Raw genomic sequence first — 15,526 nt, 5'->3', positions numbered from 1 at the left:
CGAGGCCGGCCCGACTGCCGACGATAGGGACCCTGGCGGCGCGGCCGCAAGGCGCGGCCTTTCCGCTTTGCGGCTGAATCGGGCGCGAACAAGGCGGGCTATTTCAGGAACACATAGATGTCGGCCTCGAGCGCGGCGTCGTCGGGGTCGGTCGTCGGCGTCAGATATTCCTCGATGAACAGATTGCGCGAATCGAGGCCCTTCTCGTCGAGATAGGCGGTGATGAGGTCATAGGTCGAGTCGATGTCGTCATAGGCGCCGCGATGCATGAACTTGATCGCGCGGCCATAGGGCGAGGAGCCGAGCTTGACCCCGTCCTTGAGGTCGCTGACGCCTTCGGGCTTGACCGCGAGCGGCACCATCGCCTCGAAATGGAAGCTCTCGTCGTCGGTCGACAGAAAGGCCGCGAAGGGCGGCCCGGCCTGCTTCAGCCCGGCCGCGGCGATCGCCGCCTTGACCGTTTCGATCGCGCCCCTGATGGCGTGGAACCCTTCGGCCCATTTGGCGTCGCCGGCGATGAGCGCGACCGGGCGGGGCGGCACGTCGACGGTCTCGACGGCGGCGTCGGCGGCCACCCCCGGGGCCGTCGCGTCGGCGTCGGGCGAGGCCGGCTCGGCGGGAAGCGCCGCGGGCGGGCTTGACGCCGCGGGCGGAGCGGGCGCGGCCGGCTCGCCCTGGGCCGCGGCCAGCGCCGTCGTCGGCGCGAAATGAGGGCCTGCGAACAGCGCCGCGGCGGCGACAAGGGACAGCGCAAGAAACCGTTGAACCCGACCGCACATGACCATGGCCGACCCCGCTCGCAGCCCGCGGCCCCTCGGCCGTCCGGCAAGACCGGATTAAACCGGCGCCCGCACGCCCGCAAGCGGCGTCGCGGCGCCGCCGCACGCGCCGATGAGCCGGCCGATAAAACGATGGCCGCGGCGGCGCGGTTTTCCTATATCAGAAGCGGCTTTCTCCATCGCGGCGGCGCGTCCCGCGCCCGCGCCAGCAAGACGATCCATGCAGTCACCCCTCGCCGGCCGGCGCGGCCGGAAGATGAACGGCGCCGGCAACCAGATTCTCGTTCTCGACCTGCGCGGGTCAAATCTTCGCGTGCGGCCGCAGGACGCGCGCGCCCTCGCCGCCGCGCCGCGCCTCTCCTATGACCAGCTCATGGTCCTCGAAGACCCGCGCGCGCCGGGCGCGGCCGCGTTCATGACCATCTTCAACGCCGACGGCTCGCAGTCGGCGGCCTGCGGCAACGGCACGCGCTGCGTCGCCTTCGCGCTGCTGCGCGGCGCCGAAGAAGACGCCGTCGAGGTCGAGACCTCGGCCGGGCGGCTCGCCTGCCGGCGGCTCGGGCCGACGCGTTTTTCGGTCGAGATGGGCCGACCGCGCCTTGCGGCCGCCGAGATCCCGCTGTCGCGGCCGGCGCCCGACACGCGCGCGGTCGATCTCGCGCTCGAGGTCGCGGGCGCGCCGCCGCTCAGCGGGCCCGCCGTGGTCAACATGGGCAATCCGCACGCGATCTTCTTCGTGGCGGATTTTTCGCCCTATGACCTTGCGGCGGTCGGGCCGAAGCTCGAACATGACCCGCTGTTTCCGCAGCGCGCCAATATTTCGCTCGCGAAAGTCGTGTCGCCGGAGCGCGTCGAGCTCAGGGTCTGGGAGCGCGGCGCGGGACTGACGCTCGCCTGCGGCTCGGCCGCCTGCGCGACGCTCGTCGCCGCCGCGCGGCGCGGCCTCACCGGCCGGCGCGCGACCGTGGCGCTGCCCGGCGGCGAGCTCGAGATCGTGTGGCGCGCGGATGACTGCGTGGTCATGACCGGCCCGGTCGAATTCGAATTCGAGGCCGTGCTCGACGCCGCGACGTTCGAGGGCGAGGCGGCGTGAGCGCGCCGGCCGAAACGCCGTTCGGCGTGCGGGTCGAAAGCTTCGGCTGCCGGCTGAATCTCGTCGAATCCGAGGCGATGCGCCGCGCGGCGCTGGCGGCGGGGCGCGAAAACCTGATCATCGTCAACAGCTGCGCCGTCACCGCCGAGGCGACGCGGCAGGCGCGCCAGACGATCCGCCGCCTCGCCCGTGAAAACCCCGGCGCCGAGATCGTGGTGACGGGCTGCGCCGCCGAGGTCGAGCCCGGCCGTTTCCGCGCCATGCCCGAGGTCGCGCGCGTGCTCGGCAACGCCGCCAAATCCGACCCCGTCGTCTGGTCGCGGCGCGACGCCGCCGCGCCCGGCGTGATGGAGCGGCCGGCCGCGCCGCTCCCGCTCGCGCAGGGCGTCGAGGACCACACCCGCGCCTTTCTCGCCGTGCAGACGGGCTGCGACCATCGCTGCACTTTCTGCGTCATTCCCTATGCGCGCGGGCCGTCGCGCTCGGCGCCGCCCGATGAAATCCTCGACGCCGCGCGAAAACTGTCGGCGCGCGGCTTCCGCGAGATCGTGCTGACCGGCGTGGACCTCACCTCCTATGACTGCGGCGGGCTGCGGCTCGGCGGGCTCGCGCGGGCGATCCTCAGGGCCGCGCCGGGGCTCGACCGCCTGCGGCTTTCGTCGATCGACTGCGTCGAGGCCGACGCCGAGCTGTTCGCGGCCTTCGCCGAGGAGGAGCGGCTTGCGCCGCATCTGCATCTGTCGCTGCAATCGGGCGACGACCTGATTTTAAAGCGCATGAAGCGGCGCCATTCGCGCGCCGAGGCGGTCGAATTCTGCGCGGCGCTGCGCCGGCTGCGCCCCGAGATCGCCTTCGGCGCCGACCTCATCGCCGGCTTTCCGACCGAGACCGAGGCGCAGTTTTGCAACACGCTGGCGCTCGTCGAGGACTGCGGCCTGACTTACCTGCATGTCTTTCCGTTCTCCCCGCGCGAGGGGACGCCCGCGGCGCGCATGCCGCAGACCGACCCGGCCGCAGCCAGGGCGCGCGCCGCGCGGTTGCGCGAAAAAGGCGCGGAGGCGCTCGCGCGCCGTCATGCGCAAAAGATCGGAACCCGCTTTGCGGCGCTTGCCGAGCGCGGCGGCCATGCGCGGGCGGCCGACTTCACGCTTCTTCGCACGCCCGGGGCGCCGCCCGGCCGCATGATCGAATTTCTGGCCCTGCGCGACGAGGGCAAGGCGCTTTCGGGCGAGACGCTTTCGGGCGAGACGCTTTCGGGCGAGACGGTTTCAGGCGAGACGTTCGGCGCGGCCGGCGGAAGGGAAGGCTGATGCCGACGCTTCTGCGCTTCCTCGCGGTCGTCGCGGTTCTGGCGGGCCTCGCCTTCGCCGGCATGTATGCGCTGGTCGTTCTGGTGAAGCCCGAGCCGCGCGAGATCGTGCAGACGATCCCGCCGCAGCGGCTCAACCGGTAGAGCCTTCACCGGCCTTTAAGCCGCCCGCGCGCACAAAGGCGCGATGACCCCGCTCGCCCGCTCCAAATCCCTGATCGACGCCTTTCTCGACATGGCCGCGGCCGAGCGCGGCGCGGCGAAGAACACGCTCGACGCCTATGCGCGCGACCTCGACGATTACGCCCGCCATCTGGCGCGCAGCGAAAAGACCCCGCTCGACGCCGCGAGCGAAAACGTCTCGGCCTTTCTCGAAAGGCTGGAGGCGCAGGGCCTCAAAACCTCGTCGGCGGCGCGAAAGCTCTCGGCGGTGCGCCAGCTGCACCGGTTTCTCGTGGCCGACGGGCTGCGCGCCGACAACCCCTGCGCCATCGTCGACGGGCCGCGGCGCGGCCGCGCCCTGCCGAAGATCCTGTCGGTCGCCGAGGTCGACCGGCTGCTTGGCGCGGCCGAGGCTGACGCGCCCGACGACGCCCGGCCTGGCGAGGCGCTGCGCCGCCTGCGTCTGGCCTGCCTGACCGAGCTTCTCTACGCCACGGGGCTGCGCGTGTCGGAGCTGGTGGCGCTGCCGAAGTCGGTCGCGCGCGGGCGCGAGCCGCTGATCGCGGTCAGGGGCAAGGGCGGGCGCGAGCGGCTCGCGCCGATCTCGACGCGGGCGCGGGAGAAGATCCGCGCCTATCGCGCGGCGCTGGAGCGGCTGCGGCCCTCGGCCGCCGCCGGCCCGTTTCTGTTTCCGGCCGACAGCGAAAGCGGCCATCTGACGCGCCAGGCGTTTGCGCGGGAGCTCAAGAGCGCCGCCGCCGCCGCCGGGCTGCCGGCGGCGAAGGTGAGCCCGCATGTGCTGCGCCACGCCTTCGCCAGCCATCTGCTGCAGAACGGCGCCGACCTTCGCGCCGTGCAGGAGCTGCTCGGCCACGCCGACATCGCCACCACGCAGATCTACACCCATGTGCTCGACGAGCGCATGAAGGCCATGGTGCGCGACCTGCATCCGCTCGGCGACGGCTGACCGCTCATTCGGCCGGGGAGGCGGCCATCTCGCGGGGGGCGGGGCGCGGCGCGGCGGTCGGCCGGAAGGTCGCGAACCAGGGCAGGGCGACGAACACGAGCCCGCCCACGAGATTGCCGAGCGTGACCGGAATCTGGTTCCACAGCCACCAGTCGCCGACCGTCACCTTGGCCCCCATCAGCATGCCGGCCGGGATCACGAACATGTTGACGACGGCGTGCTCGAACCCCTGGCCGAAGAAGATGAAGATCGGCAGCCAGGCGCCGAAAATCTTGCCGAAGGTCGAGGTCGACATCATCGACATGGTCACGCCCATGCACACCATCCAGTTGCACAGCATGGCCTTGACGAAGACCGTGACGAGCCCGGCCGCGCCGAAGGCCGCATAGCCCGTGGTCTTGGCCTGGGCGATCTCGACGATGCGCTGCGCCACGCCGGCGGGCGGCGTGCTCCAGGCGTTGGTCAGCGCGACGGCGAGCAGCAGCGCGAAGATCAGGCTGCCGACGAGATTGCCGAAAAAGCTCCAGCCCCAGTTGCGCCAGGTCGCGCCCCAGCCGTTGCGGCCGGCGAGGGAGGAGACGCCGAGAATGGCGAAATTGCCGGTCGAGAGTTCGAGCCCGAGGCAGACGATCATCACGAAGCCGACCGGAAAGACGATCGAGCCGGCGAAGGCGACGCCGGTCTGGACCGCGCCGGTGACGGCGAGGCTCGTGGCGATGCCGAGCAGGCCGCCGGCGACCATGCCGCGAATCAGAAGGTCCTGAACGCTGAGGCGCGAACGCGTCGCGCCGGAATCGGCCATGGCGTTGACCATGTCGCCGGGTTTCACGAAATCCATGTCGGGCCTCCGGTGGGGAACGGGGGCCCGCCCTGCAAAAGCCGCTCCAGCGCCGCGCGCGGCCGGCGCGCGGCGACGCGGCGCAGGATCTGACCGGCGCCGCGTCAGACTGAATGAAATCCGCGCAGCCTGAATGTTTTTATCGCGCTGCGGGAGGGCGCGCGCGCGAGGCGCGAAGGGTCAGCTGACGAGATCGGCCGGCAGCTTGCCGCCGTTCTGCTTGAGCTTGTTCAGAACTTCCTTGATCAGCCAGACGTTCATCGTGGCCGAGTCGTCGGTCGAGCCCGTGTAGCCAAGCTCATGGGCGAGCTCCTTGCGCGCCGACAGGCTCGAGTCGAGGTCGAGCGTTTTCAAAAGGTCGACGATCGAATGGCGCCAGTCGAGCTTCTGGCCATGCTGGGCGACGAGGCCGTCGAGAATCTGGGCGACGTCGACGTCGACGAGGGCGGTCGGCGAGGCGGCGACGCCGCCGGCCGCAGGGGTCGCCGCCGGGCCGGTCGAGGCCGCGCCGGCGGGATCTGGAGCCTGCGCGCCGCCCGAAGCCGGCGCGGCCTGGGCGGAGGAATGGCCGAAAAGCTTCGACATGATGTTGCTGAACATGCCCATGTGACGGTCCTTGAGCTTGGCCGGGCGCGGCGCCTTCCGCCGCGCCCTGGCCACGCTTAACGCGCGAAGGTCCGATTCGGCGCCGTGCGCTATCGCACGGAATCGCGCGAAGGCGTCCAAAACGCCCCGGCCGGGCTCAGGAGAGGGCGCAGGCTTCGGCGCCCTGCGCTTTCGGCCGCTCGGGCGGCGCGCCGTCGATCCAGCGGCGCAGAAAGGCCGAGGACCAGCGCGAGATGGCGCGGTCGTGCCGCAGCCAGCCGCCGAAATGGCGGTGCAGCGGCCGCGCGCCCGGCGCGTCGAGCCGCTCCTGCGTGCGCGCCGACCAGCGGCAGATCATCGGCAGGGTGACCTCGGGGTGGAACTGGAGGCCGATGGCGCAGGGGCCGGTGCGGAACGCCTGGGCCTCGAAATCATGGCCGCGCGCGAGCAGGGTCGCGCCGTTCGGCAGGTCGAAGCCCTCGCGGTGCCATTGATAGACGCGGTCCGGGAAGCGGCGCTCGCACAGCAGATGGCCGTGCTCGGTCGGGTCGATCGGGTAATAGCCGACCTCGACGCGCCCCTGCGGATGGGCGCGGACGCGATGGCCGAGATGGCGCGCCAGCATCTGCGCGCCGAGGCAGACGCCGATGAACGGCTTTTCTTCCCGCAGCGGCACGCCGATCCAGTCGATCTCGCGGCGGATCCAGTCGTCCTCGTCATTGACGCTCATCGGCCCGCCGAAGATGATCGCGCCGGCGTGGTCGGCGAGGCTTTTCGGCAGGGGATCGCCGAAGCGCGGGCGGCGGATGTCGAGCTCATGGCCGAAGCCGCCGAGCAGGCGGCCGATCCGGCCCGGGCTCGAGCACTGCTGGTGCAGGACGACCAGCACCTTGCGCGGAGCTGCTTCAGCTTTGCGCGGAGAAGGTTCGGCTTTGGGTCGGTGCGCTATGGCCATCGTCGGAAATACGCGCCTCGTTGAAAGGGTCTGTGGTCCTGTTCCTGTCAGCGGCGCCCCATCTGCGCGCGCCGCACCGCCTGCAACAGCGCGCCGCGCGGCGCGAAGGGCATGAGCCAGGCGCCCATCAGGTTGAAGGCGCCGGGGACGATCTCGCGTCGCCCGCGCATCAGCCCGCCATAGCCGGCCTCGGCGACGCTGCGCGAGGAGGTCGCCGGGATCCGGTCGAGCTGGCCCGACGCGAAGCCCGCCCGCGCCTGAAACCCCGTCGGCGTGACGCCGGGACAGAGCGCGGACACGGTGACGCCCGTGCCAAGCAATTCCTGCGCCAGCCCCCGGGTGAAGGACAGCACATAGGCTTTCGAGGCGTAATAGACGGCCATGCCGGGCCCGCCGGGAAAATAGGACACGACCGAGCCGACGTTGAGAATCTTGCCGCGCGCGGCCTTCACGTCGGCGAGAAAGCGCACGCAAAGCTGCGTCAGCGCCCTGACGTTGAGGTCGATCATGGCGAGCTGCCCGGCCTCGGACAGCTCGGCGACCTCGCCGACGAGGCCGAATCCGGCGTTGTTGACCAGAATTTCGACGCGCGCGCCGGCGCCCCTGAGCGCGCGTTCGAGCCGGTCGACGGCGTCGGCCTCAGCGAGGTCGAGCGCGAAGGTCAGCGGGCGCGGGCGCCCCGTCGCCTCGATCTCGGCGGCGACCGCCTCGAGCGCCGGCGCGCCGCGCGCGACAAGGGCGAGGTCATGGCCCTTTTCGGCGAACACCCGCGCGAGATCGGCCCCGATGCCGCCGGACGCTCCGGTGACGAGCGTGACGGGACGGGCGGCGGCGCGAAAATCGTCGGTCTGGGGCAATGGCTTCGGTTCCTGCGGACGTCGCCCGACCTTGGCGCCCGTAGGGTAAATGTCCTGTTAACCACGCGCGATCAAACTTCTGAGAGCGGCCGCCTTGCGCTCAGCGCAGCAGCAGGCAGCCGCGCCAGCCCTCGGGGTCATGATGGCTCGCATGGGACGATCTGACCCAGTCCTGGCACTGGCGGCTCGACGGAAAGCACATGTGCTCGTCGCGCCAGTCGACGAGGTTCTGGCCGGAGGCGTCCTGATAGGGGCGCCCGCCCGAGAAATGGCCGTAATAGACGGCGGGCCAGCCGTCGCGCTCGGCGAGCTCCTGCGCGGTCGCCTTCGAGGGCTCCCAGAACGGCTGGCCGATCGAGCAGGGCACGCCCTCCTGCGGCGCGCCCGGGGCGGCCGAATAATCGGCGGCCCGCGCCGCGCCGGCGAACGTCGCCATGGCGAAAACGGCCAGAAGCGGCAGGGCCTTGAGCGGAGCGCGGGTCATGTCGGGCCTTTCGTCGCCGCGGGCTGAAGCTCTGGCGCGGCGCGCGCAGGATTGCCCGCAAAACCAGGGTTTCGCAAGCCCCGCGCGCCATGGCCGGCGCGCGGGGGTTTCCTGACGGCGTCCGAAGAAGCTAGAGAAGACCGGACTTTGACTTGAGGCGCGGCGCATCTGGGCCCGCGCCGCGCGGCATTCGGAACGCACATGAAATTCACGCTCTCCTGGCTCAAGGACCATCTCGACGCCGCGGCCTCGCTCGACGAGGTCGTCGGGGCTTTGACCCGCATCGGCCTCGAGGTCGAGCATGTCGCCGATCCGGCCGAGGCGCTGAAGGATTTCCGCGTCGCGCTGATCGTGGCGGCGGAACGCCATCCGAACGCCGACCGGCTGCAGGTCTGCCGCGTCGACGTCGGCGCGGGCGAGCCGGTTCAGGTCGTCTGCGGCGCGCCCAACGCGCGCGCCGGCCTCAAGACCGTGTTCGCGCCGCCCGGCGCCGTCATTCCGGCCAGGAACGTCACGCTGGCGAAGGGCGTGATCCGCGGCGTCGAGTCGAACGGCATGCTGTGCTCGGGGGCCGAGCTTGGCCTTTCGGCCGAGTCCGAGGGCATTCTGGAGCTTGGCGGGGACGCGCCGGTCGGCGCCGCCTTCGCCGAGGTCGCGGGCCTCGCCGATCCGGTCGTCGACTTCAACCTGCTGCCGAACCGGCCGGACGCCATGGGGGTCGAGGGCGTCGCGCGCGACCTCGCCGCCGCCGGCCTCGGGCGCTTCAAGGGGCGCGGGATCGGGCCGGTCGAGGCGCGCCTTGCGGCGCCCGAGGCGGCGCGGATCGAGCTTTCGGCCGAAGACGCCCGGCTCGCCCCGGCCTTCGCCCTGCGCCTCGTGCGCGGCGTGCGGAACGGCGAGAGCCCGGAATGGATGCGCCGGCGGCTCAAGGCGATCGGCCTGCGGCCGATCAACGCGCTCGTCGACGTGACCAATTATCTGAGCTTCGACCGCGCCCGCCCGCTGCATGTGTTCGACGCCGCCAAGGTCAGAGGCGCGCTGACGGTGCGCCGCGCGGCCGCGGGCGAGACGCTCGCCGCGCTCGACGGCCGGACCTATGCGCTCGACCCCGAGGCGATCGTCGTCGCCGATGAAGGCGGCCCGCTGTCGCTCGCCGGAATCATGGGCGGGGCGGCGTCGGGCTGCGACGAGGGGACGACCGACGTCCTGATCGAGGCGGCGCTGTGGGACCCGGTCAACATCGCCCGCACCGGCCGAAGGCTCGGGATCAACTCCGACGCGCGCTACCGCTTCGAGCGCGGCGTCGATCCGGCCTTCCTCATGCCGGGGCTCGACCTTGCGACGCGGATGATCCTTGAATTCTGCGGCGGCGAGGCCTCCGCGGCCGCGCTCTCGGGCAAGATCCCGCAGCCCGACCATCGCATCGAGTTCTTTCTGTCGGAGGTCGCGCGGCTGACCGGGCTCGATCTCGAACAGGGCGAGATGACGCGGATTCTGGAGCATCTCGGCTTCGAGCTCGGCGGCTCGCCCGGCAATTCCGACCGCGTCATCGTCAAGGTCCCGAGCTTCCGGCCGGACGTCGAGGGCCCGGCCGACCTCGTCGAGGAGATCACCCGGATCGCCGGCCTCGACCGCGTGACGGCGCGCCCCTTCGCGCGCGAGCAGCCGGGCGTCGAGGCGCCGGCGCTGACGCCTTCGCAACGACGCGTCAAGACGGCGCGCCGGGCGCTCGCCGCCGCGGGCCTCGTCGAGGCGGTGACCTGGTCCTTCGTCTCGCGCCGGCAGGCCGAGGCGTTCGGCGGCGGGTCGGCCGGGCTGCGCCTCGCCAATCCGATCTCGAGCGACCTTTCCGACATGCGCCCGAGCCTTTTGCCGGGCCTTCTCGCCGCGGCCCGGCGCAACGCCGACCGGGGCTTTGGCGACGTCGCCCTGTTCGAGGTCGGGCAGATTTTCAGGGACGCCTCGGAGCGCGGCCAGAAGACCGCCGCCGCCGCGCTGCGTCAGGGCTCGGCCAAGGTTTCGGGCGCGGGGCGCAGCTGGGCCGGCGGCGCGGGCGAGGTCGACGTGTTCGACGCCAAGGCCGACGCGCTGGCGCTGCTTTCGGCGCTCGGCGCCCCGCTCGGCGGGTTGCAGACCGTCCCGGGCGGCCCGGCGTTTCTGCATCCCGGGCGCAGCGCCACGCTGCAGTTCGGCCCGAAGGCGAAGCTCGGCCATTTCGGCGAACTGCATCCGCGCGTGCTCGAGGCGCTTGGCGCGGAGGGGCCGATCGTCGCCTTCGAGCTTCTGCTCGATGACATACCCTCGCCCAAATCGAAGCCGACAAAGGCCAGACCGAAGCTCGACCTCGCCGAACTGATGCCCGTGCGGCGCGACTTCGCCTTCGTGGTCGCAAAGGCGACGCCCGCCGCCGAGGTGCTGAGGGCGGCGCTCGGCGCCGAAAAGACCCTCGTTACGGACGCCGAGGTCTTCGACGTCTATGAAGGCCCGGGCGTCGAGCCGGGCAAGAAATCCGTCGGCGTCTGCGTCACGCTGCAGCCGCGCGAAAAAACCCTGACCGACGCCGAGATCGACGCGGCCGCGGGCAAAATCGTCGCCGAGGTCGCGCAGAAGACCGGAGCGACCCTCAGAGGATGACGAACAGGTGAGACGCCGTTCCGCCGCCCTGCTCCTGTGCGCCCTGCTCGGCCTCGCGCTTCACGCCGTCGCGCCGGCGCGCGCCGACAGCATCGACGACTGCGAGAAGATCGAGGCGGCGGACGCCTACAACCGCTGCCTCGCCCGCTTCGGGCCGCCGGCCAAGAACGTGATCATGTCCGAGAAGGCCTTCGACGCCGCCGAAGGCGTCGACGCGGGTCCGGCCGCCGAGCCCGCGCCGCAGAAAGCGGCGCGCCATGGCCGCCACGACGGCCGCCACGCGCGCCACGCCGCGCGCGGCCATGCCTCGCGCCACGCCGCCCATGCGGGCCGCGCCAGCCGCCACGCCGCGGCGGCGCAGGGCGGCGCCAGGCAGCGCGTGGCCTTCGCGACGGTCTCGGGCCGCCGGGCGCGTTAGGGCGGGTTCAGTAAAAATCGAAGACTTTTGCGTTAGGAAAATCCGTGAAAACAAGATGTTGGAGCGCGTTCGCGACTCGATGAAGTCCGAACGCGCTCCAAGAACACGCGCGTGAACCCAGGAACACGCGCGTGAACCCAAGAACACGCGCGTGAACAGTGGGAAGGAGCGTGTCGACGGACCGGCGCCGGCGTCCCCTCGTCTCGCGCTCAGGTCGGGTCTTCGCGGTGCATGTCGTGCACCGTCACGATCTGGGTGAGCGAGTCGCGCCGCAGCCAGTCCTTGTGGCGCAGCGTGCGCCGCGTGTCCTCATAGCCCGCCGCGCGATGCTCGCGCATCGAGGTGCCCGAGAACTCATAGTCGCGCGCGTGGCCCTCATAGCTTTTGTGCTGGTAGATGAGATGCACGATGTTGACGACGGCGGGGGTCTCGGCGTCGAGGATCATCTTGCGCTCGAACGGCTCGAGCCTGTCCGGGGGCACGCGCTTCAGCGCCTCGACGAGCTGGGTCCTGAGGTTATGGACGCGCGCGAAGGCGTCGGTGTTCTGGCGCGTGCGGCTCGAGAACATGATGTCCTTGCGCCGGGTCATGACGTCGGACATGTTGCGCGGCAGGCCGCCGCGCGCGCTGTAAAGATCGACCTGGAAGGCGAGGGCCGACTGGCGCTCCTCCTGTTCGAGCAGATATTGCAGCGGCGTGTTCGAGACGAGGCCGCCGTCCCAGTAATATTCGCCGTCGATGCGCACGGCGGCCATGGAGGGCGGCAGCGCCGCCGAGGCCATGACATGCTCCGGCCCGACGCGCTGGCGCTGCGTGTCGAAATACAGGAAATTGCCGGTGCGCACATTGACCGCCCCGACGCTGAGGCGCTGGCGGCCGTCGTTCAGAATGTCGAAGTCGACGAGACGCTCGAGCGTCTCGCGCAGCTCCGAGGCGTCATAATAGCTCGTCGCCGCTTCCGAGCCCTCAGGCTGCATCCAGGGGCTGACGCGGCGCGGCCGGAAGAATCCGGGCTGGCCGAACATGACGGTGACGAGCGAGCTCGAGCGGTTGCGCAGGTCGCGGAAATAATCCCCGTCCGGCGTATAGGCCCAGATCCTGCGCCCGGAGACGGTGTTCCAGAACTCCTCGAGGCGGGCGAGGCGCCGTTCGACCGGATTGCCGGCGATGATCGCGCCGTTGATCGCGCCGATCGAGACGCCGGAGATCCAGTCCGGCTCGACGCCGGCCTCAGACAGCGCCTCGAACACGCCGATCTGATAGGCGCCGAGCGCGCCGCCGCCCTGCAGCGCCAGCGCGACGCGGTCATAGTCCGCGACGATCCTGCGAAGGTCGTCCCGGGCCGTCCGGCCGTGAAGGGGTCTTGAGTCGTTCACGCGAAAGCCTCCGCGGCGATCTAGCCGGCGATCATGACAAAGGCGTGAAGGCGCCTCAGACCGGCATGGTCAGCAGGCCGGCCGCGCCGTCCTTCGCGCCAAACAGCAGGCGCTTGCCGGCCTCGTCCCAGGCCAGCGCCGAGATCGCCGCCTCCGGCCCCGCCTGCGCCGCGCGCACGAAAAGCTCGGCGCCGTCGGCGAAACGGCAGAGCAGGATCGTCCCGTCCTCATGGCCCTGCGCCAGAATCGGGCTTTTGGGGTGGAAGGCGACGGCGCAGACGCGCGTCGCCATCATGCCGAATTCGCGCGGCGTCTTGTTGAGCGGCCCGTCCTTGGCGCTGAACGGCCAGACGATGGCGGCCTCCGCGCCCGAGGTCGCAAGCCAGTCGCCGTCGGCCGACCATGACAGCGAGCGGGGCTTCGCCGGATAGCCCGCGAGCCGCAGGTCCCTGGCGTCGGAGAGGCGCCAGGCGTGCAGCGCGTTCTCCTGCATGGCGGTGACGACGAAGCGCCCGTCGGGCGAGACGGTCGCCTCGAGGTGCGAGCCCTTCCAGTAGAGCTCCTCCGCAGGCCCCGCGACGTTTGGAAACCACAGGCTCGCGCCGTTGTAATGCGACACGACGAGCCGGTACCCCTTGGGCATGAAGGCGAGGCCGCGCACGGTCGAGGGGGCCGAGAAGCTCTTGACCTCGCCCTTGGCGGCGCGCGCGAACACGGTCCGGCCGCTCGACCAGGCGCAGGCCCCGTCGCCGCGCGCCGCGACGGCGTCGATCCATTTGCCGGGCGCGGCGTGGAGCTCGCGCGTCGCGCCGTCGGCCGCGGTCTCGACGACGCGCCCGTCGTCGCCCCCGGTCACGAGGCGCCCGGCCGCCGCGCTGGCGGCGAGGATCACGCCGTTCTCATGGGCGACGACGCGCCGCGCCGCGCCCGCGCCGTCGAGCACAATCGTCCCGTCGGCGAGGGCGAGCGCCGGCGCGCCCTTCAGGAAGGCGGCGGCGACGGCCTCGGCGCCGGCGTCGAAGGCCGCGACGAAGCTGGCGAGCGACGGCCTTGCGGCTTCTCCGGTCACGCTCATGTCAGGCGGCGCAGGCGAGGAAGCCGTCGCGGATCTCGTCTTCCCTGAGGTTGCGGCCGATGAACACGATGCGGCTGCGGCGCGCCTCGCCGGGCTTCCAGTCGCGCTGCAGGTCGCCGTCCATGATCATGTGCACGCCCTGGAAGACGAAGCGCTTCGGCTCGCCGCGAAAGGCGAGGATGCCTTTGGAGCGCAGGATCGAGGGGCCTTCCTTCTGTACCAGCGCGTTGATCCAGGGCATGAATTTGTCGGCGTCGACGTCGCCCTCGATGGCCAGCGAAACCGACTGCACGTCCTCGTCGTGGTAGTGCTTCAGGCCGCCGCCCTGATGGTGGGCGGGGTTTTCGCAGCCCTCGCCGACGCAGTCGTGGTCATGCGCATGGTCGTGTCCGTGCTCATGACCATGCCCGTGCTCATGATGATGGTCGTGGCCGTGATGATGGCCGTCGCCGTGCGCCTCCCCGGTTTCGAGGAACTGCGGCTCGATCGACAGAATGCGGTCGAGGTCGAAGGCGTTGCGGTTCAGCACGTCGCCGATCGGCACGGCGCAGTTTCTGGCCTTGTGAATTTTTGCGTAAGGGTTGATCGCGTGGATGCGCTCTTCGACGAAGCGCGCCTCGTCCGGCGGCACGAGGTCGATCTTGTTCAGGACGATCACGTCGGCGAAGGCGATCTGGTTCTTCGCCTCGGGCGAGTCGTCGAGCCGCGACAGCAGGAACTTGGCGTCGGCGACGGTGACCACCGCGTCGAGGCGGGCCGCCGCGCGCACGTCCTCGTCGACGAAGAAGGTCTGGGCCACGGGCGCGGGGTCGGCGAGGCCGGTGGTCTCGACGATGATCGCGTCGAACCGGCCCTTGCGCTTCAGGAGCCCCTCGATGATGCGGATGAGGTCGCCGCGCACGGTGCAGCAGACGCAGCCGTTGTTCATCTCGAAGACTTCCTCGTCGGCGCCGACGATAAGGTCGTTGTCGATGCCGATCTCGCCGAATTCATTGACGATGACCGCGAATTTATGGCCGTGGTCCTCGGTCAGGATGCGGTTCAGGAGCGTCGTCTTGCCGGCGCCGAGATAGCCGGTGAGCACGGTGACGGGAATTTTATCGGTCATTGCGGGTCCTTGACGGCTGATGCTCGACGCGGGCGCGCCCAAAGGCCGTCGGAGGCGCCGGACCCCGCCCAGGGGCAGGCCCGGCGCCGGCGCCTCCCGGGGCGGGGCGGCTTTCGGGCCTCAAGATAGGCGCGCGCGGCGGCGTCGCCAAGTCGGGGCCGCCAAGTCGGGGCCGCCAAGTCGGGGCCGCCAAGTCGGGCCGCCAAGTCGGGCCGCCAAGTCGGGGCTGGCGGGGGCCGGGCGAAAATTTGAAGACGCCGGCGGGATCTGCTAGGCCGGGCCCGTGACCAAGGCTTCCCGCTCCCTGCTTCCCATCCTCGCGCTGCTGGCGCTCGGCCTCGTCGGCTTCGGCGTGTTCGCCTTCCGCGACCTCGAAAAGCGCGGCGCGGGCCAGAGCCACGCCGCCATCGGCGCGCCCTTCAGCCTCAAGACGACGGACGGCGCGCCCTTCTCGGACGCCGACCTCAGGGGCCGTCCGCATCTCGTCTTCTTCGGCTACACCCATTGCCCCGACGTGTGCCCGACGGCGCTCGCGCAGATGTCGGCCACGCTCGCGGCGCTCGGGCCCGACGCCCGCATCGGCGGCCTGTTCGTGAGCGTCGATCCGGCGCGCGACGACGCGAAGACGCTGAAGGACTATCTGTCGAGCTTCGATCCGCGCATCGTCGGGCTGACCGGGAGCGAGGCGCAGATCCGCGCGGCGGCGAAGGCGTTTCGCGCCTATTACAAGCTGCACGAGCCCGACGCGTCGGGCGACTATGTGGTCGACCACACCGGCGTGGTCTATCTCATGGACCGCAACGGGCGCTTCGTGAGCGCCTTCAACCTCGACCGTCCGGCGGGGGCGGCGGCGGCCGAGCTCAGGCCTTATCTTTGAGGCGGCCGC

General features: G+C 71.0%; 16 protein-coding genes. 7 read left to right on the top strand and 9 right to left on the bottom strand.

What is annotated here, in order from left to right:
* Positions 1–98 precede the first annotated feature (98 nt).
* Positions 99–779: a GyrI-like domain-containing protein gene (locus ACILRB_RS01860; protein WP_395664603.1), complete on the bottom strand. Its 681-nt coding sequence runs from the start codon at positions 777–779 to the stop codon at positions 99–101.
* Between the two features lie 220 nt (positions 780–999).
* Here ACILRB_RS01860 and dapF point away from each other — a divergent pair, with 220 nt between their 5' ends.
* Genes dapF through ACILRB_RS01840 form a run of 4 tightly spaced genes read left to right on the top strand, consistent with a single transcriptional unit; the run spans position 1,000 to position 4,310 of the window.
* Positions 1,000–1,872: a diaminopimelate epimerase gene (dapF, locus tag ACILRB_RS01855; RefSeq protein WP_395664602.1), complete on the top strand. Its 873-nt coding sequence runs from the start codon at positions 1,000–1,002 to the stop codon at positions 1,870–1,872.
* Entirely contained in the window at positions 1,869–3,182 is a 1,314-nt protein-coding gene (mtaB, locus tag ACILRB_RS01850) for a tRNA (N(6)-L-threonylcarbamoyladenosine(37)-C(2))-methylthiotransferase MtaB (protein WP_395664601.1), read from the top strand. The genes dapF and mtaB overlap by 4 nt, the downstream gene beginning before the upstream one ends.
* The gene (locus ACILRB_RS01845) at positions 3,182–3,325 is read left to right on the top strand and encodes a histidine kinase (RefSeq protein WP_395664600.1); all 144 of its coding nucleotides are present in this window, start codon (positions 3,182–3,184) and stop codon (positions 3,323–3,325) included. The genes mtaB and ACILRB_RS01845 overlap by 1 nt, the downstream gene beginning before the upstream one ends.
* Before the next feature lie 43 nt (positions 3,326–3,368).
* Positions 3,369–4,310 carry a site-specific tyrosine recombinase XerD gene (locus ACILRB_RS01840; RefSeq protein ID WP_395664599.1) on the top strand — a complete coding sequence of 314 codons (942 nt, stop codon included), beginning with the start codon at positions 3,369–3,371 and terminating at the stop codon, positions 4,308–4,310.
* 4 nt (positions 4,311–4,314) lie between these two features.
* Here ACILRB_RS01840 and ACILRB_RS01835 read toward each other — a convergent pair whose 3' ends face one another.
* The 5 genes from ACILRB_RS01835 to ACILRB_RS01815 all read right to left on the bottom strand — a co-directional run bounded on the left by ACILRB_RS01835 (position 4,315) and on the right by ACILRB_RS01815 (position 8,029).
* Entirely contained in the window at positions 4,315–5,148 is an 834-nt protein-coding gene (locus ACILRB_RS01835; RefSeq protein WP_395664598.1) for a formate/nitrite transporter family protein, read from the bottom strand.
* Positions 5,149–5,328: 180 nt separating this feature from the next.
* A complete protein-coding gene (locus ACILRB_RS01830; protein ID WP_395664597.1) occupies positions 5,329–5,754 on the bottom strand; it encodes a DUF3597 domain-containing protein in 426 nt (141 codons plus the stop codon).
* Positions 5,755–5,890: 136 nt separating this feature from the next.
* Positions 5,891–6,688, bottom strand: coding sequence for a glutamine amidotransferase (locus ACILRB_RS01825; RefSeq protein WP_395664596.1), 798 nt, complete (start codon positions 6,686–6,688; stop codon positions 5,891–5,893).
* Between the two features lie 47 nt (positions 6,689–6,735).
* Positions 6,736–7,545: an SDR family NAD(P)-dependent oxidoreductase gene (locus tag ACILRB_RS01820; RefSeq protein ID WP_395664595.1), complete on the bottom strand. Its 810-nt coding sequence runs from the start codon at positions 7,543–7,545 to the stop codon at positions 6,736–6,738.
* A 100-nt stretch (positions 7,546–7,645) separates the two neighbouring features.
* The gene (locus tag ACILRB_RS01815; RefSeq protein WP_395664594.1) at positions 7,646–8,029 is read right to left on the bottom strand and encodes a hypothetical protein; all 384 of its coding nucleotides are present in this window, start codon (positions 8,027–8,029) and stop codon (positions 7,646–7,648) included.
* Between the two features lie 201 nt (positions 8,030–8,230).
* On the opposite strand from ACILRB_RS01815, the gene pheT reads away from it, so the two are divergent.
* On the top strand, positions 8,231–10,663 hold the full coding sequence (gene pheT, locus ACILRB_RS01810) for a phenylalanine--tRNA ligase subunit beta (RefSeq protein WP_395664593.1): 2,433 nt from the start codon (positions 8,231–8,233) through the stop codon (positions 10,661–10,663).
* A 7-nt stretch (positions 10,664–10,670) separates the two neighbouring features.
* Entirely contained in the window at positions 10,671–11,081 is a 411-nt protein-coding gene (locus ACILRB_RS01805; RefSeq protein WP_395664592.1) for a hypothetical protein, read from the top strand.
* Between the two features lie 209 nt (positions 11,082–11,290).
* Here the strand turns inward: ACILRB_RS01805 and ACILRB_RS01800 are convergent, their stop codons facing one another.
* The 3 genes from ACILRB_RS01800 to ACILRB_RS01790 are packed head-to-tail and all read right to left on the bottom strand — an operon-like array spanning position 11,291 to position 14,640.
* Positions 11,291–12,457: a patatin-like phospholipase family protein gene (locus ACILRB_RS01800; protein WP_395664591.1), complete on the bottom strand. Its 1,167-nt coding sequence runs from the start codon at positions 12,455–12,457 to the stop codon at positions 11,291–11,293.
* A gap of 55 nt (positions 12,458–12,512) precedes the next feature.
* Positions 12,513–13,532, bottom strand: a complete 1,020-nt coding sequence (locus ACILRB_RS01795) for a WD40 repeat domain-containing protein (protein ID WP_395664590.1) — start codon at positions 13,530–13,532, stop codon at positions 12,513–12,515.
* 1 nt (position 13,533) lies between these two features.
* Positions 13,534–14,640, bottom strand: coding sequence for a CobW family GTP-binding protein (locus ACILRB_RS01790; protein WP_395664589.1), 1,107 nt, complete (start codon positions 14,638–14,640; stop codon positions 13,534–13,536).
* Positions 14,641–14,923: 283 nt separating this feature from the next.
* Between ACILRB_RS01790 and ACILRB_RS01785 the strand changes: the two genes are divergently transcribed.
* On the top strand, positions 14,924–15,517 hold the full coding sequence (locus tag ACILRB_RS01785) for an SCO family protein (protein WP_395664588.1): 594 nt from the start codon (positions 14,924–14,926) through the stop codon (positions 15,515–15,517).
* Positions 15,518–15,526: the final 9 nt, after the last annotated feature.

Origin of the sequence: Methylocella sp., from assembly GCF_044226135.1 — a bacterium.
Lineage (GTDB): Bacteria > Pseudomonadota > Alphaproteobacteria > Rhizobiales > Beijerinckiaceae > Methylocapsa.
Note: the sequence above shows the minus strand (reverse complement) of the source record. Positions and strands in the feature narration are given on the sequence as shown.